General features: G+C 40.3%; 20 protein-coding genes. 8 read left to right on the top strand and 12 right to left on the bottom strand.

Translation table 11 applies throughout. The annotated features are described in order from the left end of the window. On the top strand, positions 1-471 hold the full coding sequence (locus H6G69_RS13630; protein ID WP_190687514.1) for a M48 family metallopeptidase: 471 nt from the start codon (positions 1-3) through the stop codon (positions 469-471). A gap of 69 nt (positions 472-540) precedes the next feature. On the opposite strand, the gene uvrC is transcribed toward H6G69_RS13630, so the two are convergent. The 9 genes from uvrC to H6G69_RS13675 form a co-directional block, all read right to left on the bottom strand. Further along, a complete protein-coding gene (gene uvrC, locus H6G69_RS13635) occupies positions 541-2,418 on the bottom strand; it encodes an excinuclease ABC subunit UvrC (protein WP_190687517.1) in 1,878 nt (625 codons plus the stop codon). Between the two features lie 87 nt (positions 2,419-2,505). Then, complete coding sequence (locus H6G69_RS13640) at positions 2,506-2,928, bottom strand: response regulator (RefSeq protein WP_190687520.1); 423 nt, start codon at positions 2,926-2,928, stop codon at positions 2,506-2,508. Between the two features lie 413 nt (positions 2,929-3,341). Next, positions 3,342-4,319 (bottom strand): NF038130 family PEP-CTERM protein, encoded by a 978-nt coding sequence (locus H6G69_RS13645; protein WP_190687523.1) that lies wholly within the window; start codon positions 4,317-4,319, stop codon positions 3,342-3,344. 415 nt (positions 4,320-4,734) lie between these two features. Further along, positions 4,735-5,103: a hypothetical protein gene (locus H6G69_RS13650; RefSeq protein WP_190687526.1), complete on the bottom strand. Its 369-nt coding sequence runs from the start codon at positions 5,101-5,103 to the stop codon at positions 4,735-4,737. A gap of 342 nt (positions 5,104-5,445) precedes the next feature. Further along, positions 5,446-6,666 (bottom strand): LL-diaminopimelate aminotransferase, encoded by a 1,221-nt coding sequence (locus tag H6G69_RS13655; RefSeq protein WP_190687528.1) that lies wholly within the window; start codon positions 6,664-6,666, stop codon positions 5,446-5,448. 120 nt (positions 6,667-6,786) lie between these two features. Next, entirely contained in the window at positions 6,787-7,122 is a 336-nt protein-coding gene (locus H6G69_RS13660; RefSeq protein ID WP_190687531.1) for a co-chaperone YbbN, read from the bottom strand. A 283-nt stretch (positions 7,123-7,405) separates the two neighbouring features. Beyond that, positions 7,406-8,194, bottom strand: a complete 789-nt coding sequence (locus H6G69_RS13665) for a PspA/IM30 family protein (RefSeq protein ID WP_190687533.1) — start codon at positions 8,192-8,194, stop codon at positions 7,406-7,408. Positions 8,195-8,359: 165 nt separating this feature from the next. Further along, on the bottom strand, positions 8,360-9,067 hold the full coding sequence (locus tag H6G69_RS13670; protein ID WP_190687536.1) for a PspA/IM30 family protein: 708 nt from the start codon (positions 9,065-9,067) through the stop codon (positions 8,360-8,362). 156 nt (positions 9,068-9,223) lie between these two features. Then, positions 9,224-10,486, bottom strand: a complete 1,263-nt coding sequence (locus H6G69_RS13675; RefSeq protein ID WP_190687539.1) for a hypothetical protein — start codon at positions 10,484-10,486, stop codon at positions 9,224-9,226. Positions 10,487-10,619: 133 nt separating this feature from the next. On the opposite strand from H6G69_RS13675, the gene H6G69_RS13680 reads away from it, so the two are divergent. From H6G69_RS13680 to gshB, 5 genes are all read left to right on the top strand, one after another. Beyond that, positions 10,620-11,165 (top strand): DUF721 domain-containing protein, encoded by a 546-nt coding sequence (locus H6G69_RS13680; protein ID WP_190687541.1) that lies wholly within the window; start codon positions 10,620-10,622, stop codon positions 11,163-11,165. A 503-nt stretch (positions 11,166-11,668) separates the two neighbouring features. Continuing rightward, the gene (locus H6G69_RS13685) at positions 11,669-12,562 is read left to right on the top strand and encodes a 2OG-Fe(II) oxygenase (protein WP_190687544.1); all 894 of its coding nucleotides are present in this window, start codon (positions 11,669-11,671) and stop codon (positions 12,560-12,562) included. Between the two features lie 498 nt (positions 12,563-13,060). Further along, positions 13,061-14,284, top strand: a complete 1,224-nt coding sequence (locus H6G69_RS13690) for a PEP-CTERM sorting domain-containing protein (RefSeq protein WP_190687547.1) — start codon at positions 13,061-13,063, stop codon at positions 14,282-14,284. Between the two features lie 329 nt (positions 14,285-14,613). Continuing rightward, on the top strand, positions 14,614-14,886 hold the full coding sequence (gene grxC / locus H6G69_RS13695) for a glutaredoxin 3 (RefSeq protein WP_190687550.1): 273 nt from the start codon (positions 14,614-14,616) through the stop codon (positions 14,884-14,886). A 119-nt stretch (positions 14,887-15,005) separates the two neighbouring features. After that, positions 15,006-15,980: a glutathione synthase gene (gene gshB / locus H6G69_RS13700; protein WP_190687553.1), complete on the top strand. Its 975-nt coding sequence runs from the start codon at positions 15,006-15,008 to the stop codon at positions 15,978-15,980. Between the two features lie 375 nt (positions 15,981-16,355). On the opposite strand, the gene ftsZ is transcribed toward gshB, so the two are convergent. The 3 genes from ftsZ to H6G69_RS13715 all read right to left on the bottom strand — a co-directional run bounded on the left by ftsZ (position 16,356) and on the right by H6G69_RS13715 (position 19,369). Beyond that, positions 16,356-17,642, bottom strand: coding sequence for a cell division protein FtsZ (gene ftsZ, locus H6G69_RS13705; RefSeq protein WP_190687557.1), 1,287 nt, complete (start codon positions 17,640-17,642; stop codon positions 16,356-16,358). Positions 17,643-17,721: 79 nt separating this feature from the next. Continuing rightward, the gene (locus H6G69_RS13710; RefSeq protein WP_190687879.1) at positions 17,722-18,030 is read right to left on the bottom strand and encodes a hypothetical protein; all 309 of its coding nucleotides are present in this window, start codon (positions 18,028-18,030) and stop codon (positions 17,722-17,724) included. A gap of 493 nt (positions 18,031-18,523) precedes the next feature. Then, positions 18,524-19,369, bottom strand: coding sequence for a cell division protein FtsQ/DivIB (locus H6G69_RS13715; RefSeq protein WP_190687560.1), 846 nt, complete (start codon positions 19,367-19,369; stop codon positions 18,524-18,526). A gap of 890 nt (positions 19,370-20,259) precedes the next feature. On the opposite strand from H6G69_RS13715, the gene H6G69_RS13720 reads away from it, so the two are divergent. Both H6G69_RS13720 and H6G69_RS13725 read left to right on the top strand, forming a co-directional pair. Continuing rightward, a complete protein-coding gene (locus H6G69_RS13720; protein ID WP_190687562.1) occupies positions 20,260-21,594 on the top strand; it encodes a P-loop NTPase fold protein in 1,335 nt (444 codons plus the stop codon). A 97-nt stretch (positions 21,595-21,691) separates the two neighbouring features. Then, positions 21,692-26,698, top strand: a complete 5,007-nt coding sequence (locus H6G69_RS13725) for a hypothetical protein (RefSeq protein ID WP_190687565.1) — start codon at positions 21,692-21,694, stop codon at positions 26,696-26,698. Positions 26,699-26,749 lie beyond the last annotated feature (51 nt).

Here is a 26,749-nt window from a genome sequence, read left to right on the forward strand (position 1 = left end):
ATGTTTGATAATTTGAATGCCATTGATATTTTTGCCATTTTAGTAGTCGTTATTAGTATTTTTTTTCTGGGTTACTTTGCTTGGAAAACCTTAATTACCGCCAACTACTTCCAAAAAGGAGTTAATCTTTATCAGCAAAAAGACTATCAAGGTGCAGAAGCAGCCTTCCGCCAAGTAATTGCTATCAACTCTACAAACGATGTAGTGCGCTTATTTTTAGGCGATGTTTTATCTCAACAAGGCAAAATAACTGAAGCCACAGAATTATTTCAGGAAGTTATGCAGCGCAGTCCCAAAAATCCTGAAGCTTATTTGCGTTTAGCTAATGTTTTAATTCAGCAAAATCAGCCAGACGCAGCAAAAAATAACTTAGAAAAAGCCCAAGAATTATTTCAAAAACAACGCCGCCCCGAAAAAGCTCAAAAAATTGCTCAACTATTAGCACAAATTAATGCCAAATCAACTAAGTGATAATTCCCAAATCCATATACAAAACACAAACACTCTTCCTCTACTTATAGTGACCAATCAGGGTTATGCTCAAGATGGATGAAAGTAATCGTAAATTTCCTGTGCTAGTCTTGGCCCAATTCCCGGAACTTCTGCCAGTTGTGCAGTTGTAGCTTGGCGAATATAATCGACTGAGCGAAAATGCCCTAACAGTTGCTTTTGTCGATGATGTCCTAATCCTGGTATTTCATCTAAACGCGATCGCCTCAGTTTATCACTGCGTTGTTGCCGATGGAAACTCACGGCAAACCGATGCGCTTCATCTCGTAACCGTCGCAGTAATTGTACTCCTGGTTGTTCTGCGTCAGTTTGTAAAGGTTGTGACTCGCCTGGGAGAAATATCTCCTCGCGCTGTTTTGCCAAACTCACAACTCGCAAGTCTTCTAACAAATTCATCTCTTGCAACACAGCCACAACAGATGATAACTGGCCTTTTCCGCCATCAATCATAATTAAATCAGGCCAGTCAGGATTTCCCGCGCGCTGCATTTGTGAATCTTCGCTATACTTGCGAAATCGCCGTTGAATGACTTCGGCTAAACTCGCAAAATCATCTGAGTGTCCAATTGTCACCGTCGGATTTTTAATCTTGTAATGACGATAATATTGCTTTGCTGGTAAACCATCGATAAATACAACTTGCGAAGCGACAGCATTAGAACCTTGAATGTGAGAAATATCGTACCCTTCAATGCGGTGGGGTAAGTCAGGTAAATCGAGAATCTCAGCTAAATCTTGCATAGCTTGAGTATTGCGATCGCCCAATTTTTGCATTCTTTGTAATTCGTATTGGGCATTACGCTCTACCATCTCAATTAATTCTGCCTTAGTTTGCCGCTGCGGAGCTAAAATCGTCACTTTTCTTCCCTTATGCTGAGTTAAAACATCCGCTAAAATTTCCGCGTCGGGTAACTCATGCTGTACCAAAATCTCCGCCGGAATTTCCACCGCATCGGCAGTTTGGTAATGCTCTTCCAAAACGCGTTGTAAAATCGCACCTGGTTCAGCCTGTGCATCAGCCACAAACGCCAAGCGTCCCACCAATTGCCCAGCCCGAATTTGAAATAATTGAATGCAGGCGTGTTGAGTGTCGGCAGCCAACGCTATCGCATCGCGCGAAATCGTATCATCTGGTAAGGATACTTTTTGATCTGCCGTCAGAGATTTTAACCCAGAAATTTGATCGCGTATCCGCGCCGCCGACTCAAAATTTAACGCCTCAGCAGCTTTTTGCATTTGTTCAGTCAAAATATCAATTAATTCCTGGGTACGTCCTTGAAATACCATCGCCACTTTCTGCACAGTTTTGCGGTATTCTTCGGGTGAAATTAACTGTTGACACACACCAGGACAACGCCCCATATCATAATTCAAACAAGGACGGTCTTTGAAAAGTGGTTGCGGCCTTTGGCGCAGCGCAAATATGCGTTTACTAATACGTAAGATTTCCCGTAACAAGCCTGTATCTGTATAAGGGCCGTAGAACTTATCTTTTTCTTTACCTAATTGGCGTTTGCGCGTGATGAAGATGCGCGGATAGTCTTCTGACCAAGTGATGCAGACATAAGGATATTTTTTATCATCCTTGAGCAGTACATTAAAGTATGGCTGATGCTGCTTAATTAAATTGGCTTCCAACGCCAAAGCTTCGGCTTCGGTATCGGTGACAATAAATTCAATTTCTGTCACTTGTCTGGCCATTGTGGCGATGCGTTCGCTTTTAGTGTAGCCTTCGCGGAAATAGGAACGCACACGCGATCGCAATTTTCGTGATTTACCTATATATATAATGCGATCGCTGCTATCTCGCATGAAATAAACCCCTGGTTCTGGTGGTATTTCAGCTAGACGGCTTTCCAATCGTTCTGGGTCTTTAACCAGTGGTAGTATTTGAGCAGATGTTTTCACAACCAAGTTTAGGTAATTTTACGTTTTTACCTATTTCTATTTTAAAAATAAATAAACTTTTTGTGTGAATTCTATGACTCAAGTAGATTAAATACAGCAGTAAGCCAATTCTTCTTGCATTGTCTTGATTAACACTGTCAGATTTATTGGTTTTACTAAATAACGCTTTGCTCCTAAATTCAGAGCTCGCTCTTGATCGGCTTTAAAAGCAAATGCTGAAACTACAATAACGGGAATTTTTGATAAATTTGGGTGTTTTTGAATTTGCTCTAATATCCAATAACCATCAAGCACTGGCAGCTTTAAATCTAACAACATTAAATCTGGTTGGAATTTTTCTGCAGTTGAAAAGAAAGTTGTCCCATTTGATAAGCTTTTGACATTGTACCCACAGTAACTCAGATAGTCACTTAGCAACATTCGATTTATGTCATTATCTTCGACAAGTAAAACTTTTTTCAGCGAGTTTGAATGTAATTGTCTATCTACTGTGAGTAATTGAGGTGTCATTGTTAATTAAGATTATTTGCCACTATGCAGGACTATGCTCATACCGTTAAATTAAATTTTTTTCTATAAATCAGGTAAAAATATTTAAGTTTTACTTATACTAAAAATTTTTGTTATAGCATTGTTTGGATATTACTACTTGCTAACTTTTAATAAATAATATTATTGTGATTTTTTGAAAAAAATTAACAATGAATTAATATTTGCTTGATATTTGCTAAGTTTTAGCCACCTATATTGTGTAATTAACCCAAAAGTTTTTTTTGACTAATTGTAAAGTAAATATACTTAAATTTGTACACATTATCGTTACTAAAAACAATAGTAATCATACAGGGTAAGTATGAAGATTGTGTAAAAAAAAAGGAGCAATTCTGCTCCTTGACTTCTTCTCTAGAATGGAAACCTTAGTCTCAACCAGATATTTTTTTGAGTTTGCGTTGTGTAGCAAAGATTCCAGCAATACCCAACATACCTAAAACTACAGAAGGTTCAGGGGTTGATCTATATCCTTTTGTTTGCCAAGTGTAAATTGCGCTGTAGGATACACCATCATCAGAAGCGGTAATACCCGACGCAGTGGAGTTAAAGCTATAGGCGTAGTAGGTTTGACCACCAGTCACAACCTTAGCAATTTCACTAGCTGCAATTGAGCCTTTGTACGCCTCTACAGCGGATTGCAGGTTTACCAAGTCTTTGAGTGTTGTTAATAGAGTTTTTTGACTGGAATTTGCCTTTAAAAGCAAAGCGTCAATAGTTTGAAGAGTAGGCTTATCACCCATAGCTTTTTGCTGTGCAAGAGTAAGCGTTGATGTTATAAGTTTCCATTTCTCAGTAATTTGACTATCAAGAGTACTATACAATTTGTCTTTCACATCTAAGTGGCCAACTAATTGTAGTTCTACACCGCCATTTTTGCCGAATTGGAAACCACCAATATTAGGGTCTCCCATCCCCAAAGAAGGAAAATAACTAGTAAGTAGTGACTTACTTTGTGCTGAGAATCCATTCCAAACTGTCTGGAAAGGTTTGTAGCTATTTAACAAATCGCCTAACCATTGTGAGCCAAAATTATTCCAGTCATTTGCTGTGACACTGCTAACAGTAGCACTGTATTTTCCTTGTGTAGCAGTAAAGCCAACGTTAGAAGTAGGATTCTCCGTACTATACCAAAGTTCAACGTTAGAACTAGCATCTTTATCTGTTAAGGCTTTAACCGCAGCAGTAGCATTTGCTTTAATGAACGTGCCGTTAGAACCACCTGTGTAGGTATTTGTTTCGTTGAGATTGTTGAAAGAGAAAGTCACCGCTTGTGCTGGGTTAGTGGCGATCGCACTTACGCCAACAGCCATTGAAGCACCAATCACAAGTGTCTGGAAAGTTCTTTTCATTTACTGTCTCCACCAGTTTGGGTAATTTTATATACTGTCTTTCGGCTAGAATTGGTCTGATTTGACTACAGGCTATGGCTTTTTGTGAATGCCACTAGTAAAAAATGCGACTAGCACTTAAGCCCTGTTTGGTATTTACACACACCAATCTAGTTTAGGAACAGAGGAGACTACATTAGGTAAAGCTGTTGTGGATTATCAATAAAAAGATGACTAATATTTATTAATTTAATTACGTATAACTACGAAAATATCTATTTATTAGATGTTATTAATACTACTCTTATAATAAAGACGCACAATAAACTACGCAAAAAACGTTTTAGAACAGGGTGCAGGAGTATATTTATCCAAAACCCTTACACTTCTAAATCCAGTTTCTGCTGATCAAATTTGTGCGTAAGTCCTGTGAGAACTAACTTTTTTTAATTTTGCGTTGCTGCATACTCCACCAAAGAGCAATTGCTGTTAGTCCGGTCAATGCTGAAGGTTCTGGGATTTTGCGTTTACGGTTACTACTAAGTACAACAAACGTATTACTATACGGTGTCATATAAGATTCTAGTGGTGCAGCACTCATACCACCAACAGGTGGCTGACTACTTAAATCGGATGAATCACTTTCTTGTGCCAAATCTGAAGAAATCTCTGGTGTTGCTGAGTTATTTGAGTAACCCCGTGATAGTACATTATTGTCGAATGCCCACAGAGGTTGCTGTTTCACAGCACTAATCACGACAAAAGATGTTACACAAATAGTAATTTTTATAAGATTGCTAACCATGCACCTGTGTTACTCGACCCGGTGATTTTATCTAACAGTAAATCTACTACTGTCTTGGAGATGATAATCTTTTTGAGATTTTTCAGTATTTTCTCAGTAGTTTAACGTGAAATGCATCCAGGACAGGTAGCAACTTATAAAATTATTGTGATTCTCAAATAAATTCTTCATAAATTAGACTCAGAACCGAGCAAGAGGTCATCTGAAGTCTTTTACTATAGCAATTCTCACTTAAGAGAGGTACAGAATCAATATTTAAAACGCAGAGGAACACAGAGGAAAACGCAAAGGTACACTGAGGTTTGCCCAATTCTATTAGCGATGTTCTCATACCTCAGCAGATTAAGAAACGCCATAAAGAAACTTGGCAATTCTCTCAACAGCAGTTTCTAACAAAGGTGGTTCGTGTACTAAGGCAAAACGGACATATCCTTCGCCTGATTTGCCAAAGCCAGCACCAGGAGAAGCAGCTACACCAGTTTGTTTAACCAATTGAGTACAAAATTCTACGGAGTTGTGCTGCCAAGGGGAAGGTAATTTTGCCCAAATGTACATTGTGGCTTGAGGGCTAGGAACCTGCCAACCAATCCGATTTAAAGCTGTGACAAAAGCATCACGGCGTTTGCGGAAGGTAGCAACTGTATTTTCTACTCCGGCTTGTGGCCCAGTCAAGGCAGCGATCGCACCATTTAAAATGCCTCGGTACTGATTAAAATCCACTGCGGCTTTGATTTGGCGTAAAGCTTTGATTAATTCAGCGTTGCCAATGGCATAACCGATGCGGAAACCGCCCATATTGTATGACTTAGAAAGTGTGAAAAATTCAATTGAGACACTTTTTTCTGGGTCAGCTTGCAAAATTGAAGGAACTAGGGCTTGAGATGGGTAAAAACTCTGTTCAACTCCCCCAATTTCCTCAAATACCAAATCTACGTAGGGAAAATCGTGGACTAAAACAATATTGTGTTGTTGGCAAAAAGCAACGGCTTCTTGGAAAAAAGACAAGGGTGCGATCGCTGCGGTAGGATTATGCGGATAGCTCAACACCATCATTTTTGACTGCGCCACCACAGCATCAGGAATATTAGCAAACACGGGTAAAAAACCGTTTTCTGCTAAAAGGGGCATAGAATAAATCTGCCCGCTAGCTAAATAAACTCCTCCAGCATGAGAAGGATAACCAGGATCTAGCAACAAAGCAAAATCGCCTGGATTGAGTAAAGCTAGCGGTAAATGCGCCGTACCTTCTTGAGAACCAATCAGTGGCAGTACCTCTGTTTCTGGGTCGACTTTGATCCCAAATTTTTGTTCATACCACACTGCCGCCGCTTGGCGAAATCCTTGTGTTCCGTGAAACAGCAAATAACCGTGGGTATTTTGGTCATGAAGCGACTGAGATATCGCGGCGATTACGTGTTGTTCAGCAGGTAAATCAGAAGACCCCAGCGACAAATCAATTATTTGCTGTCCAGAGGCCAAAGCTACGGCTTTAGCTTTGTCCATATCAGCAAAGACATTAGATTGCAGGGGTTGTAAACGTTGTGCAAATTGGATATTAGTCATATGTTCTTTGTCCTTTGTCTTTAGCCATTAGCCATTTACTAACGACTTGGAGATGCGCCAGTTGCTCATGGAATTAACCTTCAAGACTGTACTGGCGTACCCATGACTAATGACCAATGACTAATTCTTATTTAAATGGGTATCTAGTAGACTGATTAATTTATCTTTCCCAATTACACCCTCTGTAGATTCTAATAGTTTCTCTCCTTGAATTAGTCTTAAAGCTGGCACACCTTCTACCCCATATTGCTTCACAGAAACTGGGTTGGGGTCAACCTCTATTTTGACAACTTTTAGGCGATCGCTATACTTAGTGGCAGCTGTATTAATCAGTGGCGACATCAATTGACATGGGCCACACCAAGAAGCCCAAAAGTAAACTAATACAGGCTGCTCAGATTTCAAAACTTCGGTTTCAAACTCAGCATCAGTGATGGTGATTACACCCTTACTCATTGCAGTCTCCATTAGTTGACATCAATCATTGACACACAAAATACTCTATCCCAAAGTTGTCAACAGTCCATAGTCATTTGTCATATCAATTTGGAATTTTTGATTGTAGATTTTGGATGATAATTCTTGATTCATCGGCTATTCCAGACTTTTGAAACCAGAGTAGCTAATTTTGATTTGGTAGGATTTAACTATTGACTATTAACTATTGACCTTTGATTATGGAAGCAAAATCCCACAACCGATCGGCGTGGGACTAGCTCAAGTTAGGATTTAGCAAGTTTTACATTTGGTCTAATTGCTTGCGTAATGATTCTAATTCAGCATCAACTACTTCATTTGATTTGGGTTGATTGTTTTGAGCAGCTGTAGTTTCTTGCTGTGGTGGTAGTTGGGGTTGATTGGCTGGGCTTGCGGGTGCTAGTGATGCTTTTAAAGCTGCCAATTCATCATCTACGTCGCTACCAGCTTCCAAGCGAGCAAATTGACTTTCTAAGTCTGCGCCTGCTAATTCTGCGGCTGACTGGGCGCGGGCTTCTTGCATCAGGACTTTTTCTTCCATCCGCTCAAATGCGGCCATTGCACTGCTGGTATTCATCCCCCGCACCATACCTTCGAGTTGTTCTTGGGCTTTGGCGGTAGTAATCCGGGCTTTGAGCATTTCTTTCTTGGTTTTGGCTTCGGAAAGTTTGCTTTCTAGCTGGATTAAGTTACGTTTGAGGTTTTCTACTTGAGTGGATTGCTGATCTAGGCTAGTTTTTAAGGCTGTGCTGGTGTCGTTGTAAGTTTTTTTGCGTTCTAAGGCTTGGCGGGCTAAATTTTCATCACCCTTTTGCAGTGCTAGTTGGGCGTTGCGCTGCCATTTATTGATTTCATTTTGGGCATCATTATATTGTTTTTCTGTCCGTTTTTGGGCGGCGATCGCTTGAGCTACTCCCTGACGCAACTGTACCAAGTCTTCCTGCATTTCCAGGATGGCTTGCTCTAACATTTTTTCCGGGTCTTCAGCTTTATTTACTAAGTCGTTGATATTTGCACTTACTACTCGCTTAATGCGATCAAATAATCCCATAATCTTTGTATTTCCTTTTGCAGTTTAGTTGCTTGATTGGACGCTTAAAGTTTTTACTGTTTAATAGCTTCTTATTTCAATGTAATCTTTCCGGCTTGGTTCGGTACACCCCGATACTTCTTATATTGTTTAAGATATACTCTGGCTGAAACAATTGACCAGTTTTCAAGGCTCTTGGGTTTGTGGTAATTGCGGTTGTGGTGTTTTTGTGGAGTCTGTTAATACCTGGGTTTTCATCGCTGCTAATTCAGCGTCAATATCATTAGTTGATTCTAAAGCCGCAAATTGTTTTTGTAAGTCGTTGCTGTCTAATTGGGCGATCGCTTCTGATTTCGCTTCTATTTGCAATACTTTCTCTTCCATTCGCTCAAAAGCGTTGAGACTGCTAGTAGCAGAATTGGTATTGAGCATTTCTTGAAGACGATAGGTAGCCTCCGCAGAACGCGCCCGGGCAATATACATATCTTTTTTGGTTTTCGCCTCGGACATCTTCAACTCTAGCGATCGCATATCCTTTTTTAGCCGTTCGACAATTTCGGTTTGTTGTCCGATTTGGTTAAACAGGGATGTGGCAGTTTCTTGATAAGCTCGACGTTTAGTTAGGGCTTCTCGTGCGAGGGGTTCATTGCCTTGTTGCAGCGCGAGTTGAGCGCGACGATACCATTCTTCGGCGGTGGAGTTAGCCGCAATTGCTTGTCGTTCTGTGCGTTTTTGTGTAGCGATCGCTTGGGCTACACCCTGGCGTAATCGCACCAAATTGTCTTGCATTTCGATGACGGCTTGCTCCAAAATTTTTTCTGGATCTTCTGTACTGGCAAGCCAACTATTGAGGTTAGCACGAATTACCCGCAGGATACGCTTGATTAAATCCATCTCGGCTCTCCATATATTCTCAGTAAAGCAGAAGCCAGGAGCATGAAATTTCATACTAGCCTGTGGCAAGCCACCCAAACAGTGCCTTCACACTTCATACTTCATACTTCACACTTCATACTTCCTCTAGTTCATCCTATCGTAAATTTTTGTCACTTATGGCTGTTGCACCCGGGCTTTAATTCCTTTGGCTTGTAGTTCTGCTAACCTTCTTTGGACTTGCTCTTTGGTCTTCAAAGCCCCGAGGTAAACTAGCTTTTTGTTAGGGGAAAAATAAGCATCAGGAACAACTTGTCGGGCATTTGCCAGCGCGCGATCGCCCTCATTATCCATGACAATATGATAAAACCCATCTGCTGCGGGGGTGATTTGGTCAAGTGTCTGTGGGGGAGCAGTTGTAGGTTGAGCAGAAGGGGTTGCTGTAGCCAGGGGGGGTAAATTTAGCGGTTGTATTGGCTGTACTGGTTGCAATTGCGGTAATGTGTTGACTACAGGCGGAGTTGTTGGTGTGGGAATTACTACAGGCGGATTAACAGGTACTATTGGCGTTGATTGTAGTTTGGGTTGTAAGCCAACTATATCGTTGGGGTCTTTAACTTCGGGAAACTCCTTAGCCGCCAAATTAGGATACTTGGGTATGGGAGTAGGTTCTACCTGAACTGAAGATTGAGTTTGAGTAGCAACGCCTTGAGTTTGATTGCTTGGTTGATTAGCGGTAGAATTTTTATTAAATATTTTGTCTAAGCTAAACTGTGGCAGACTTTTAGGACTAAATACCACATAGCCCAAAGTGAGACTAGCCATTAATAACAACAGCATTGAACCAATCCCCAAAGGGGACAGTAAACTGTCATTAGAAGTGCTGGGCGGTTTGGTTTGTTCTTGTGACTCATCTGTTAAACTCCGCAGCAATGCTTCACTCGATTCTAAATAATCGTCTGGTTGAGTGGGCGTTTCGTTCGGCTTGATGAGGTTTTCGCTTTGAGCGGCTTTAGGCGTTGCAGGTACAATGCTGCCTGGTGAATTTGACGACGCAAAGGGAATTTGTGTTTGGCTAGAATCAGTAGCAGGTGGTTGTGAAGGTTTTACCTCTGATACTGTTTTGGCTGTGACTGGTGCTGGTGTTCCTGGGAGTGGTTCTGGTGTAGGTGCAGGTGTCGCACTAGGTTTAACTTCCGTGACTGGTAGTGTCAAGCTAGTTAATGCAGGTATTTCTGTGGTTTCTGGCGGTAGGTTGTTAACATAGCTCCCCATCCGGGGTTGATAAGCGTTTTTAGATGCAATTCGAGCGCGGCGGTAGCGAGCCAATTCTTGATCTAATTGCACCTCCAAACTAGCCAGGGCTACGGCTAATGCTGGCTTTAACCCAATTGTTTTAGACGATTGAATACTGGAATCTATGGGTGAGTTTTGACTCATTGCCTGTCTGCCTTCAACCTAGACTGCTAAATGGACTTGAGATAATTTGTGCTAATACTAGCGAAAATTTGGCGATCGCTAGGGAGTTTCTTGAACTATCTTGAATTTCAATGGTCAACACTTGTGAGCAGGAATGTCTTTTAAATCAATCAATGATATTTTAGGAGTTCTGGAACAGCAAGCCAGATGGCAAGAACAACCACTACAAAAGGTGCTGACGTGTTGGGCTGAAGTTGTTGGTGCGGTAGCTGCTACCCACACCCAGCCATTAGTAATTCAGCGTGATGTGTTGCGGGTAGCCACTTCTGGGGCTGCTTGGGCGCAGAATTTGACGTTTAAACGCCAAACTATACTTTTAAAGCTAAATCAAAATTTGTCTGTACCCTTAGCAGATATTCGTTTTTCCACGGCTGGTTGGCAGCGTTTGGAGAACAAGCCACAACCACAAATTACTGGTTCACCTCAGGAACATCCCAGTTATTTAGGAAATGTGAATAGTACTAATCTGAATCCGCCAAATACCGCAGCAAATACTCAGGCTGCTTTTGGCTACTGGGCAGAAAAAATGCAAGTGCGATCGCAGGGCTTACCTCTTTGTCCCCAATGTCAATCTCCGACCCCGCTTGGGGAACTTCAGCGTTGGCAAGTTTGTGCTATTTGCGCTGCTAAGAAATTTTAAAAGCTTAAACACGCCATAACAAGCGATAGCGTAACCCAACAAAGTATGCGTGAATGTTGGGTTCCGTTCCTCCACCCAACCTACACCAGTCTAAGTTGTTGCCTTAATTTAGACTTTTCAAACAATCTCTTATATCTAGGAGTAGTTTATACTAAGCTGCTTTCAGAAATATTCGTATTCCTACTCCCTCAACCCTACTCCCCACTCCCACCGTAGGTTACTATCTTTGACTGCAACTTGATATTAGAACCCAAATTAAATTGCTATGCAATACTGTGGTATTCCTGAATGACAGTAAGATATAAGACGTGTTAGAACCAATGACTACTGGGGATTTTGACTTTTGTAATTGAGATACAAAGCAATCCTAGCCTTCGCATCCAAACTGATGCTCAGTCTCTTCGCTTTCGAGTTGCGCTTGTTCTTCTGAGAAAGCTTAAACTATCTTTCTAGCTTGATTTTTGTCAACTTCCCGGAAATTCCTATCTCCACTAATAATTGTTATGTCAACTAATTCCCAAGAGTTAGAACCTAAAAAAATTAAAGTTCAGCTTCTTTTAGCAGGAGGACATCAGTATACAGTTTATATAAATGCAGATGACCCTGTACTACATAACCTGTTAACAACTATTGTGGCTCGTGCTTACAAACAAGAATCTGCTAATCACTGTTTATTTCAAATCCCTGTCAATGAGGGGCATTCTGCTTTATGTTTTGCAAGCGAAAATTTGGTTGGTTTAGTCACTGAACCTCCTTTATGGATACAGCAAACTAACGATTTCCAACAACATGTATCTAATGATATTTTGAATTCTAATTACGTACAAATAGATAATTTTTTCTCACCTCAAGAACATGATCGGCTCATCAAGTATGTACTAGCTAATAAGTCACAATTTGTCTCTACAACAACATCTACAAATGATGATAGCTATCGTCGGTCTAGGGTGCTTTACTCATTTCCTGAGTTTTCTGAACTAATCGTTAATAAAATTCAGAAAATTATGCCGGATGTGATGAGTAAATTGGGAATGTCACCATTTGTTGTATCGCAAATTGAAAGCCAACTAACAGCGCATAATGATGGGAATTTTTACAAAATTCACAACGATAATGGCAGTCCAGACACTGCTACTAGAGAACTAACTTATGTGTATTACTTCAACCGAGAACCAAAACGATTTTCTGGCGGTGAATTAGTACTATACGACAGTGAAATTAAAAATGGTTTTTATGTAAAAGCTGAATCTTTCAAAACAATTGAACCGCGCAATAACAGTATTGTCTTTTTCTTCAGCCGATATATGCACGAAGTTCTACCTGTAAAATGTCCCTCTCAATCTTTTGCAGACAGCCGCTTTACAATTAATGGCTGGGTACGTCGAGAAACAACTTAGAATGGCTGAAAAATTAAAATTTTTCATTTTTAAAGAGAGGCATCGCCTCTCTTTTTTTATAAAGATATAAATTTTAAAATGAATATTTTTGCGAGAAATTACTTATCAGTATAAACACAGAGTATCCATATAGATACATAAAAACTCTTCCTTTTATCCTTGAGATTAAAGTTCTGATAAAAATCTAGATAAACTATAGACTACTGATAATTAAATGTGGCAAATTATATTTATTATTCACTGAGATAAAAAGTTTCAGAGGTTCCTATCAAGGGCATCCAAATTGAATTTCCTCGAAATCAGAAGTTGAATCCATACAAACTAAGCAAGAGTGCAGCAGCTTAAATAATAAATTGCCGAGCAAGTTAGCCATTTAAAAGCAATTTAGACGCTCAGTTTGACATAGCTTCAAAACTATTTTTGAGGTCTATTTTCTGCTGCTCTGCGATTTTATGAGACTTTTTAGAAGCAAAAAGGAGTTTTAAAGAAGTGGCTCAAATGAATTCACAACAACTAATAGGTTATATCACCTGTGGCTTGTCGTCCTTAGCTGTAGTTATGGCTGGGCAAATGTCTCAAGCTAATGCAGCCGCTCTCACTTTTTCAGGCACAGGAACTAACTCGGCATCAAATGGAACTACTAATGCTCTGGGAGCATCAGTCATTTTTGATGACAGCCTCAATCCTGGGAAATTAACAATTACTCTAAAAAATACAGGGCCAGGTGCTACAGCACCTTCGGATGTATTAACGGCTGTTTTTTGGGAATATGGCGGATCTGCTCTAACAAACTTGTCTTTATATTCAGCTACAGCGCCAACGGTAATTGGAGGCAATGCAGGTAATAATATAAATCTAAAAGCTCTTGATGAATGGAAATTGCCCAACACTGGCAATGGTACAGCCGACCTTCCCGGCATAACTCAAAATTATGGTATTGGTACTGCTGGATTAGGTATTTTTCAAGGTGGTGGTGGACAGCAATTTAATTACGGCATCATCAGTGGTTATGATGATCCGAACCCAGCCGTAAATAAAGGAACTTTTGTCAAAGACTATGCCACCTTCGTTTTATCAGGTCTACCCAGTGCTTTTGATATAACCAAAATCGGTAATATTCGCTTCCAGTTCGGAACTAATTTGATCGAACCTAGCTTTGCTGGCACGTTAGTTACACCAGCACCAACCCCAGCACCAACCCCAGCACCAACGCCTGCGCCAACACCAGCACCAACACCCGCGCCAACACCCGCGCCAGCACCCGCACCTGCGCCAACACCAGCACCAACACCCGCGCCAACACCAGCACCAACACCAGCACCAACACCCGCGCCAGCACCCGCACCCGCACCCGCACCTGCGCCAACACCAGCACCAACACCCGCGCCAACACCCGCGCCAACACCCGCACCAACACCCGCACCTGCGCCAGCACCCGCACCTGCGCCAGCACCCGCACCAACACCCGCACCAACCCCAGCACCAACACCCGCACCCGCACCCGCACCCGCACCCGCACCCGCACCCGCACCTGCGCCAGCACCTGCGCCAGCACCTGCACCAGCACCATCTCCTACCACTTACTATCAACCACCTACCACATCATCTACACCTCAACCGAAGAAAGTACCTGAACCTAGCACACTCGCAGCTTTAAGCTTATTTGGTCTAAGTACTTTGAAACTGAAGAGAAAAAAGCAAAAGGATAACTCCCAAGCTTAAGTAAAACCGTTAAGTTGTCATATTAGCTGTACATAGGTGTAGAAGTGTTTTCCACTTCTACACCTAATTTTTTTAGTACACCAGGACTTACGCACAAAGATTATCTGTGGAGATTGGGTGTCAGGGTGAAAGGGTATGGGGTGTAAGGATTTTGAATCATTACACCCCTATACCCCTGAACCCCTACACCCTCGCCAAAACCCTTGATTTTTCGTTTTGATGCGTAAGTCCTATACACATCTACTTGTTACTACAAACAGCATTGCAGCAGCTCGAACAGATCAAGAGGTTTTAAAATTAATGAAGTATCAAACCAAATTGAGGACATTATGGCTGCTAACGTAGAAATTTACACTTGGAGGACTTGTCCATTTTGCATCCGTGCTAAAAGTTTGCTTGCTAGCAAGGGTGTTGACTTTATTGAATACAGTATTGATGGTGACGAAGCAGCACGAGATAAAATGTCACAAAGAGCAAATGGCAAGCGTTCTTTACCGCAAATTTTTATTAATAATCACCATGTTGGTGGTTGTGATGATATCCACGCATTAGACCGTCAAGGCAAATTAGATGAGCTATTAGCTGCTGACAGTAATGTATAAAATCAGCAAGTATAAGAATTAAGCAATTTTTTGCTGGCAAGGTTTGTGAGTTAGTTAAATCATCAGGAGTTAATCTAAATTGAAGAACTTAGAATTTCCTGGCGATTGAGGCAAACAGCGTGAAACTGGCTTTTATTATTGATCCCATCCATCAGCTTGACCCTTGTCATGATACCAGTGTCGCTCTGATGGAAGCGGCCCAAGTTTTAGGGCATGAAATCTGGATAACTCAGGCAAACTGGTTGAGTGTAGTAGAAGCTAAAGCTTGGGCGATTCTGCAAAAGGTGGAACTAGTACCCATAGAGTTGGTGGACGGGCGTTGGATAGCAGCAAATCCTTGGTACAAATTAAGCGATAGCGCTTTCATGAACCTGGAAAAAATGGACGCTGTATTTATGCGGACAGATCCACCAGTCAACGATGCTTACTTGTTTGCTACCTACATTCTGGATTATGTTGACCAAAATCAAACTTTGGTAATTAACCATCCTGATGGTATTCGGAGGGCAAATGAAAAAATGTATGCCCTCCAATTTACTGAGGTGATTCCAGAAACTATTGTGAGTGCTGATAAACAAATTATCCGTGATTTTGTCGAAGCCAAAGGAGCAACAGTACTCAAACCATTGGGGAATAAAGCTGGGGAAGGGATTTTATTTTTACAAGCAGGCGATCGCAACTTTAATTCAATTGTGGAACTTAGCACTCACCAAGGCAAATTACCCGTTATGGTGCAGAACTATTTACCCCAAGCTAAAGAAGGAGACAAACGTATTATCTTACTCAATGGTGAACCGATTGGTGCTTTAAATCGGCTTTCGAGTGGCAGTGATTTTCGCAACAATATGGCGGCTGGTGGTACAGTGGCGGAAACGGAAATTACTCCTAGAGAGCATGAAATTTGTACCCAACTAGCCGATAAATTACGCCAAGACGGGTTAATTTTTGTAGGTATTGATGTCATTGGAGGCTATCTGACAGAGGTTAACGTCACTAGCCCCACAGGAATTCGAGAAATCGATAGACTCAATGGTATTCGTCTAGGTCATCAAGTAGTTCAATGGGTGGAACAGACTCTGAAATCTAAAAAGTAAAATAATTGCAATTCTAATTTTGAATATTTGTTGACACTAGAATCTGGCTGATAAGTTGAGCGATCGCACCTGTCAGGCAATTTTTTTTGCTGTTGGCGCAGGTGCAATCACCAAAATCAGCACAGCCTATTCAAAATTCTCTGCTTTACTATTTGTGCCAAATACAAGTTAGGACAGATTCACAAAGCTCCTGCCCATATACATTTAGTTTAAGTAGTTTCGAGGAGTTGTCTTCATTAATTAGCCAAATTAAATAATGGCAACAGAATGCTGACTTCCGCTCCTAGTGAAATCTGGGAATTAGCAAATTTTATACAGCCATCAGTCCAGACTGAGACTGCAAAGTTTATCTAATATCTCAAATCCAAAATTTACTTAATTACGTGGTGGTGTGCGCCGTCTTTGGAGAAATTCAGGAATATCTAAACCTGTTTTTTCTTTAGGTTCGACTACTGGTGTTGGCTGATTAGCAGCTGGAGTTTGTTGAGTTGATTTTTTTGGTGGAGGTGCAACTCGTTGATTAGTTGCATTTTGTGGTTGTGCGGTTTGGCCTTCACCTGTAAACCCTGTGGCAATTACTGTAATTCTCACCTCACCTTGGAGGCGATCGTCAATTACTGCCCCAAAAATAATATTGGCATTGGGATCAACCACTTCATAAATAGTTTCTGCGGCTGCGTTCACTTCATGTAAAGTCAAATCACTACCACCAGTGATGTTAAAGACTACGCCTCTTGCCCCTTCAATAGAAGATTCTAATAGAGGAGAAGAAATAGCTGCGATCGCCGCTTCTCTTGCCCGTGATTTCCCTGAGCTAATACCGATCCCCATTAGTGCCGATCCCGCATCTGCCATCACCGCTCTAACATCTGCAAAGTCAACGTTGACTAAACCAGGAATGGTGATGATATCAGAAATGCCTTGTACCCCTTGGCGCAGCACATCATCCGCATAACGAAAAGCTTCTTGTACGGGTGTTTGTTCCGGGATCACTTCTAAAAGCTTGTTATTAGGAATGATGATTAGTGTATCTACCCGACTTTTTAGTCCTTCAATGCCTTGCTCTGCTTGACTAGTCCGGCGGCGACCTTCAAACACAAACGGGCGTGTCACCACCCCAACTGTCAGAGCACCCATTTCTTTGGCTACTTCTGCAACTATTGGGGCTGCACCTGTACCAGTACCGCCTCCCATCCCAGCAGTAATGAATACTAAATCAGCACCTTCTAAAGCTGTGGCAATTTCATCTCGGGATTCCTCGGCGGCCTTCTGCCCAATAGCAGGATTACCACCTGCACCTAAACCCCGTGTTAACTTCTGCCCAATTTGTAATCGACTGGGTGCGCCGGCTAAAGTCAAAGCTTGGGCATCAGTATTAATTGACCAAAACTCGACTCCACTCACATCTGACTCAATCATGCGGTTAACAGCATTGCCACCACCACCACCAACACCAATTACTTTAATGTTGGCTACCCTACCTGGAACAATCTCGCCAATACGGTTATTTTCTACAGATATTTTCTTATTGTCTTGGCCTTGTGCAAAGTTCAGCCCAGAATGACTAAAGGGATTATTTGAGTTTCCTGCCAGTGAGAATCCTGGCTGTCCCACAGATTGGGAGTTTTTATAGGTAAGCCCTTGGTTATTATCAAGCGTCATTGGATTTGTGAAAGGTAGATAAACGACTTTTCCAGGTGTATTCACCTAAGAGTCAACTATAGTTGGACAATACCAAAATCTATAGGCACTGCTCTTGATTTTGATTGCCACTTCCAACCTTAACAGGATTGTTAGTATGAAAGTCTGCCATTGGATAAGCCATTAACGCAGCGGAGCGCACAGCTAATTCTAGAGAAGTATACCTACATTTAACTAAAGTTGATCTGTATAACTTTAATAAGCTATTAATAGCTTTACGGCTAAGTTGCCGAATTGGCACAGTTTCCTCTTGCCATACCGAATGTCCTCCCACTATTACTGTTAATGATTTAAGTTGGTCATTAATTTTACAACTACCTGTGATTGTTTTTTGTTCGTTAGATTCCATTTGTCACGACTGGAACTTCGATATTTTATTATTTCTTAATACCAAAGACCACTCAAAAGCAGAAGTATGATTGCTTGGAGCATATGTATGATTAACTAATTTTATGGTGTTAAATATACCCTTAATTACATTACAAACAACATTAAGCTCAGATAGTTGAGCCAATAGCTGAATTTGTAAAGACGCAACACTCTGTGTTTTGTCTGCTTTAATAATATAGTTGATACATTTCAACATTGGCGATAATTGCCACCTAAAATCTCAAATTTGCCTTCTAATTACCTATCACCATAGTTTATGGGTAAGGAAGAAGTCTGATTTTCGCCACTATCAAGAGGCTCGAATAATTAAGTTTCTTATTGTATCTGATTAAAAAATCACGCTAATCCTTTAATGTATGTGGCGAAAAACCTGAAATTGATAAATATCTCTATAAAATATCAAAGTTTTTAGATTACAGAGACCATTTGATACATAAAACTTACAGATATTTTTAGGGCGTAGAAGAATTAGCCTTAGAGTTATTTTGGATCATATGTACTATTGGCGTTTCCGGATTTTTGAGGTCGATATACTCTATTTGAGTGGGATTAATTTTGGCTGGCAAATTCCGTAATTGTGCTAGTACTTTAATTTGTTCTGGTAACAATGGACTAGGATTACCCAAGTGAACATTTCCTAATTCTGTTTTCAGAATTAAATTTGTTAAATCCTGGAAATTAGCTTCCATGATTTTCACAGAACTTTGACTTAATAATGGATAAAGTTGTATCCAATATTGTCGATATTGCTCTGGTGTCCCAATAACTTTAAAGCTGGGTAATTTCAGCTTAGGATTTACTAATGTATATTTTTCTAAGGGTATCCAAACACCAGTGGCATCTAATAAACCTGTTGAGGACTGTTTATTTTTAGTCTGATTATTTGCTTCTGGAGGTCTTTGCGCTACAGCTACAGGTACTCGTTCTTGGATTTCAATAATTAATCCTGGAGGAAACAGACGACGATTGACTGTAGCTTGGGCAATAGTTGGTTGTAGCTTCAAAGATTGGGCGATCGCAGAAGGTTCAATTTTCCATAAAGATTGAGGATAAGATAGCTTAAGCATGGACTTAATTGCTGTTTCTGGCAGTACTTGATTACCTGATTTGATCACAATTTGTTTGGGATCGTTGAGTACCCATACTGGTTGCAGCGTCACCCACAGCAAACACCCGGCAAATCCACTCACAGCAATTGTTCGCCAAATAGCCTGAACAAGTTTCATCTGTCTTTGCCTGCGTAGTTTTTTGCGGCGTTGAGCTAAATCTGTCTGGGAAACTGACACTATACCAGCCATTCAAACCTCTTCTTGATGGGAATTAAATTTTTTGCAATTGCAAAGTTGATTAATTAACTTCAACTTTGTGGACAGTACTTATTTATAAGTGTCTCGCCCCAAATCTCAGTTTTATTTGTAGTAACACCTTACAGCAACTACAGCAATATTCCGGCACGATAAATTTTACCTATTCTGGGATTGCAGTGTTAAGTTGCTATCTCAATGGAGACTTGAGTAGTTTGGGTGAGAGAGATCGCTTACCAACTTGGCAAAATAATAATTGACAAATCTACCATAATTTGCTTTTTGCGTATAAGTACTGTTCAAGAATTATACGGTGCAAATGGCAGCAGTAAAGCCTTGCTTGATTCAATCCTGACTAGAGAGAACTTAGTATCTATCTCCAGAATTAACTGCACAAATGTCGCTCAAGCCCCAGAAATATTTTCTCTTTAACAAAATATGACAAAAATATTTATTTTGAAATAATTAATTGTGTATTTTTGAATAACCAGTAGGTGGTTAAACATAACACATACATATATTTTTTAAACAGCAATATTACTTAAGCAATAAAGTCAAAAATACTACTAAAAAAATATTGAATTGATAGTATCTTTTTTTACCTTAGACACTACTGCATATAAATTCGACTTAAGTCAAGTAGAAGCTTAAAGATTATCAAAAGCTTAATAAGATATCCAAAAAACACAGATATACTGAAATCGTCAGGGGCTAATGTATCTTTAGGCTAGTCAAAATAACTGTTGGTGTAAAACTCGATCGAGCGTAAATCACCGCCAACTCAAACACCATCCCAATCATAGAGGATGGCTGTATAGCTGAACAAAGATAATTTGTATATAAATAGACAAATACACAGCGATTACAACTGCATCTACGTCTCAATGATTAATACACAGTATTTGCCACGCTTTTATAAAGCTTGTAACCCTAGCTACGCCCTGAATATGGGTGATGTACTCGATCGACACTACTACATAGATTTTGCCGATGTCCGCGGCTGCAAGATTGTCGAAGAATTGCAACGTACCATCAGCCGTATATCTCCAGATGAACCTACCTGTCAATTATTTACAGGCCACATTGGCTGCGGAAAATCAACAGAGTTGCAACGTCTCAAAGCAGAACTAGAAGCCGTAGGATTCCATGTAGTTTATTTTGAATCCAGCCAAGACTTAGATATGGCGGATATCGATGTCAGCGATATTTTGTTGAGTGTAGCGCGTCAAGTTAGTGTCAGCCTAGAAGCAATCAATATTAAAATTAAACCGCACTATTTTATCAACCTCTTCAAAGAAGTTGGCGATTTTTTGCAAAGCCCTATAGACCTGTCTGGACAAGCAGAGTTGTCCTTGGGTATTGCTAAAATCACAGCCAAAACCAAAGATAGCGCGCAAGTGAGAAATCAACTCAGACAATATTTAGAGCCGCGTACTAACAGTATTTTGCAAGCTATTAACGAAGAGGTATTAGAAAAAGCCGTTGAACAACTCAAACTCAGAGGTCAAAAAGGTTTGGTTGTCATCGTCGATAATTTAGATCGAGTGGATATGCGCCCCCTCGCATCTGGGCGGACACAACCAGAATATCTATTTATAGACCGGGGCGAGCAATTACGCCGCCTGAAATGTCACGTAGTCTACACTATCCCCCTAGCGTTAATTTTCTCCAATGAGTATGAAACACTCAAAAATCGCTTAGGTGGAGGTATTGCCCCTAAAGTATTACCAATGGTACGAGTCAAGCAAAGAGATGGCAGTGACTACGAACCAGGAATGCTATTATTGCGCCAGTTAGTTTTAGCCAGAGCTTTTCCTGAAGTTTCTTATAACGAGAGAATTTCATTAATTACAGAATTATTTGAACACCCTGAAACTTTGGACAGATTATGTCGTGTTAGTGGCGGCCATATCCGTAACTTATTAGGGTTACTTTACAGTTGTCTCCAACGGCAAGATCCACCTTTTTCGAGAGACTGTTTAGAAGCAGTTATCAAGGACTACCGGGACGATTTACTACTGGCTATTGATGAATGTCAGTGGGAATTATTATTTGAGGTAGTACAACAGCAAAGCGTTAAAGGTGAGTCTGACTACCAAAGCTTGCTGCGAAGTATGTACTTATTTGAATATCGTGATCCTGCTGGTCGTTGGTTTGGTATTAGTCCAGCATTAGCAGAAACAGAAAAAGTGCTAGCTTGGCAGCAAAAACGCCCATAGTTTTTCGCAAGAAAATCATTATTTACCACCAGTCATTAGTCCCCATACATTTGACTAATGACTCATTTATATTGAGCAATTTATTCAATTTTTAGTTATGACAACATGGCACTGTACAACAGCAAGTGTGAGTAATAATCAGGATTCTCTGCAAAGACTGGTACGCTCCATTAAACTTTCTAATGGACAATTTGCTCTAATTTTAGTGCGATGTAACTACAGACAATTACGCGAGCAAATGTTAAATGAGCTTCGCTGTTTAACTAAAGATATAAATTTAAAAGAAATTTATCTTCAGCCATCAATTACAGCTTTACACACGACCATCATTTCCAAATTATCGTTAGATATTCCAGCTGTAGTTACAGATACAATGCCATCAGCAGTTATGGTGTTTGGCTTAGAGTCAATTATTGCTATTGAAGACTTATTAACTAGTCTTAACCAAGCCAGAGATATTTACAAAGCGACATTTCCTTTTCCTGTAGTTTTGTGGCTACAAGATGAAGTAGCCACAATGCTAACTAGATTAGCCCCTGATTTTAAAAGTTGGGCGGCTACAACCATCAAATTTGAAATGGCAAAAGAAGATTTAATTGCCTTAATTCGTCAAGATACAGAATCACTATTTACTAAAGTTTTAGATGCAGGCGCAGAGAAATTTTTATCTAATGCTGCTTTGAATTTAGCTCCTAAATCTCAACACCGTCATGAAATTGAGTCAGCACGTAATGATTTATTGCGTCTGTATAATGTCAAAATCGAGCCGGGATTAGAAGCCAGTTTAGAATTTGTTTTAGGCAGAGATAAATATGCCAACGATCAAATTAATAGTGCTTTAGCACATTATCAAAGAAGCCTAAGTTTATGGCAAAGAGAAGCAAAGCGGGGCAATGGCATTTCAGCAGAAAATATCGAACAAATGTGTGCTTATCGACTCCGGCAAGCAATAGTCTTATTTCACTTGGGTTTATGTTATCGCCGGATGGGAGATTTATATCAAATTACTAATAGTAGTTATTGCCAACACGCGCTTTTATGGTTTCAGCAATGTTTAAAATTACTAGAACAATTAGAAAGGCAAGATTTAGTTGCTAAATTCATTTTGCCTGCTTGTGAAATGTTAAAGCGTTTAAAAGCTTGGTCAGAGTTAGAAATATTAGCAAAAAAATCTTTGCATTTGCATGAAACTTATGGGACTCCTGCAAAAGTGGCGCAGGATTATGCTTTTTTATCAGACGTAGCAGCATCACGTAATAATTGGTTGCTAGCACATGAATTAGCAAATACAGCTCTTTCTGTTGCAGAATTAGCTACAGAAGTTCCGCGACAACAAGAAAGTTGGTATCTTTTGTTGATGGCTCGTACTCAAAGACATTTGGGTCAATGGGAAGAAGCAATTAGTAATCTAGAATGGGCAAGAGTAGTTTGTGAGCTACAGTACGAACCATCGCTATATTTAGAAATTTTAGAGGAATTGCGATCGCTTTATTTTTACGAGCGTCGTGACTATGCAGAAGCTTTTAGTCTCAAACAAGAAAAAATCCAAATAGAACATCAATATGGTTTCCGTGTATTTATTGGTGCTAGTCAATTACAGCCAAAACGTTACCGAATTAATCCTGTTTTAGAAACGCAAAAAATCTCATGTATTCCTGAAGATATCGCTCAAGAAATTTCTGCTTCTGGGCGAATGCAAGATGTTAACCGTTTAATAGAAAGAATTACCCGTGCTGATCATAAACTTACTGTTATGCATGGGCAATCAGGAGTGGGCAAAAGTTCCACAATTAAAGCGGGTTTAGTACCTGCTTTAAAAAGCCGAGTTATTGGTGAACGTATTCCATTACCCATTGTTTTATCTGGATATACAGATTGGATTACTGCTTTAGGACGTAGTATTAATCAAGCATTAGCACAATCAGAATTACCAATTGCAATAGAATTTACCCCAAATATCCTCTTAGAAAAACTACGTTTAGCAACGGAATGCAATCATCTGATAGTCATCATTTTTGACCAATTTGAAGAATTTTTCTTTATCAGCAATTCTTATCAAATTTTAGAATTTTATAAATTTTTTAGTCAATGTTTAAATATTCCTTATGTAAAAATCATTATTTCTCTAAGAGAAGATTATTTACATTATTTGTTAGATTTTGAAAAATTAAGTAGAGAAAATCACAACCAGATATACAGTTTAGATGTAATCAACAATAATATTCTAGATAGCAATATTCGGTATTTTTTAGGAAAGTTTTCTATTCAAGATGCAACAGATATTATTTATAGTTTTACAAAACGTTCTCACTATGAAATGAGCGATGAATTAATTAATCAGTTAGTACAAGATTTGGCTGGGGAATCAGGAGAAGTCAACCCCATTGAATTACAAATAGTGGGCGTGCAATTACAAGCAGAAAATATTACAACACTTGAACAATACAAAATTTGCGGTAGCTCAACAAAATTAGTAGAAAGATGGTTAGAAGAAGTCCTCAAAGATTGTGGCAAAGAAAATGAAGATTTGGGTTGGAAATTATTGTTTGAACTAACTGATGAAAAAGGTTTTCGCCCTCTAAAAACTAAAGCTGATTTAGCGGCATCTCTAGAAAAGAATTTTTACGCTATATCTGATTCTGATAGCGAATCAAATTGGGAACTCATCTTAGAAATATTAGTAGGGTCAGGTTTAATATTGCGGTTGCGTGAAGAGTTAGGCGATCGCTATCAATTAGTACATGATTATTTAGTAGAACCAATTCGGCAAAAAAATAACTACGGGATTGTTGCCGAGTTGGAAAAAGTTAAATCTGAGAAAAAGCGAGCCGAGGTAGCCCAAAAACTTTCTCAAGAACATCTCAATTTAATTTTACAACGCCGCTTGCGAGAAGCACGAATAGCAGGCGTAGTTTTAGCGTTGATGGGAGGCACAATCGCCGCTTTGTGGTGGCAAGCTGACCTGCAAAAAAGAGCAGCAATTCGCCAAACGATTCGCGCCGAACGCAGTGAAACTAATTTAAAAATTAGCGCGATCGCTGCCACTAGTGAAGCTTTATTTGCTTCTAATAAAGAATTTGACGCACTTTTAGAAGGTTTACGTGCTTGGCGCAAGCTAAAACAGGCAAACGAAGTCTTACCCGAAACTCGGATGCGCGTAGTTACAGCCTTACAACAAGCAGTTTATGGAGTCACCGAGTTAAACCGTTTAGAAGGACACACTGATATTGTTTGGGGCGTAAGTTTTAGCCCTGATGGTCAATTATTAGCATCAGGTAGTCGTGACCAAACAGTAAAAATATGGCGGACAGATGGCACTTTGTTACAAACTCTCAAAGGTCATACTGACGCTGTGAGTAGCGTCAGTTTTAGTCCCGATGGGCAAAGTCTTGCCTCTTCCAGTCTCGACAAAACCGTGCGAATCTGGCACAAAAACAAAATTACTGGTGAATTTGATTTACAGCCATCTCAAACCTTGCTCGAAGACGACTGGGTTTATTGTGTAAGTTACAGTCCCGATGGCGAGTTATTGGCAACTGCTAACAAAGATGCTACCGTCAAACTCTGGAGCAAGGATGGTACTTTAATCAAGGTACTAAAAGGTCATCAAGGGTGGGTAAATTGGGTGAGCTTTAGCCCTGATGGTCAATTGATCGCTTCAGCTAGTGACGATCGCACAGTCAAAATTTGGCGACGAGATGGTACTCTAGTCAAAACTCTTTACGGACATCAGCAAGGTGTTACCGTTGTGACTTTCAGCCCCGACGGTCAAATATTAGCCTCGGCAGGTCGGGACAAAATCGTTAAATTATGGCAAAAAGAGCCAAACAGCGAAGATAACTTCGACTATCGCATTTATAAAAACTTACAGCAGCATACCAGTACAATTTGGAGCCTCAGCTTTAGTCCTGATGGGCAGAAGTTAGCCTCAGGCAGTGATGACAATAGTGTTAACCTCTGGAGTAGTACAGGGGCATTACTGAAAACTTTTAAAGGACACAGTGATGCTGTGGCTAGCGTTGCTTTTAGTCCAGATAACAAAATACTGGCATCAGGAAGTTATGACAAGAGCATCAAATTTTGGAGTTTAAATGCTCCGGTTTTACCGATTCTACGTGGTCATCAAGATAGAGTGTTGAGTGTGGCTTGGAGTCCTGATGGTCAGATGTTGGCTTCTGGTAGCCGCGATCGCACTGTTAAACTCTGGGAAAGAGAAAATTTAAATGGTGAAGCTACTACTCGACTTTACAAAACTTTAATTGGTCATACAGATAAAGTTCCCAGTGTGAGTTTTGATCCTTACGGTGAGATTCTTGCGTCAGCAAGTTATGACAAAACAGTCAAAATTTGGCGACGTGATGGCACTTTAATCAAAACCTTACCAGGACATACTGACAGTGTTATGAGTGTCAGTTTTAGTCCCGATGGTCAGTTATTAGCATCGGCCAGCAAAGATAGAACCGTCAAACTTTGGAGCCGTGATGGTCAATTACTCAACACTTTAGTCGGTCACGAAGGTTGGGTAAATAGCGTGAATTTTAGCCCTGATGGTCAACTACTTGCCTCTGCCAGTGATGACCAAACAGTCAAACTGTGGCGGCGCGATGGAACTTTAGTCAAAACTTTTTCACCTCATGATAGCTGGGTATTAGGTGTTAGCTTTAGTCCTACTGACCAGTTAATAGCTTCTGCTAGTTGGGATAATACCGTTAGACTGTGGCGGCGGGATGGCACGTTGTTAAAAACATTGCTCAAAGGCTACAGCGATAGCGTGAATTCCGTGACTTTTAGCCCTAATGGGGAATTACTAGCCGCTGCTAGTTGGGATAGTACCGTCAAACTTTGGAGTCGTGATGGCAAATTAATCAAAACCCTGAATGGTCATCGCGCTCCTGTCCTCAGCGTCAGTTTTAGCCCTGATGGTCACACCTTAGCATCCGCTAGTGATGACAACACCATTATTTTGTGGAATTTGCATCTCGAAGATTTACTTAAGCGTGGTTGTAACTGGGCAGATAACTACCTCAAACACAACCACAACGTTGAACCACGCGATCGCTTTTTGTGTGATGGTTTTGAAAAGGAAGTAGGCAAGAGGGAATAGGGAGTTTCATCTGTTGCTATTGCCCGTTGCTTCTTCCCTGGAAAAATTTAT

The sequence above is a fragment of the Nostoc sp. FACHB-110 genome, from assembly GCF_014697425.1.
In the GTDB taxonomy this organism is placed as follows: domain Bacteria; phylum Cyanobacteriota; class Cyanobacteriia; order Cyanobacteriales; family Nostocaceae; genus Nostoc_B.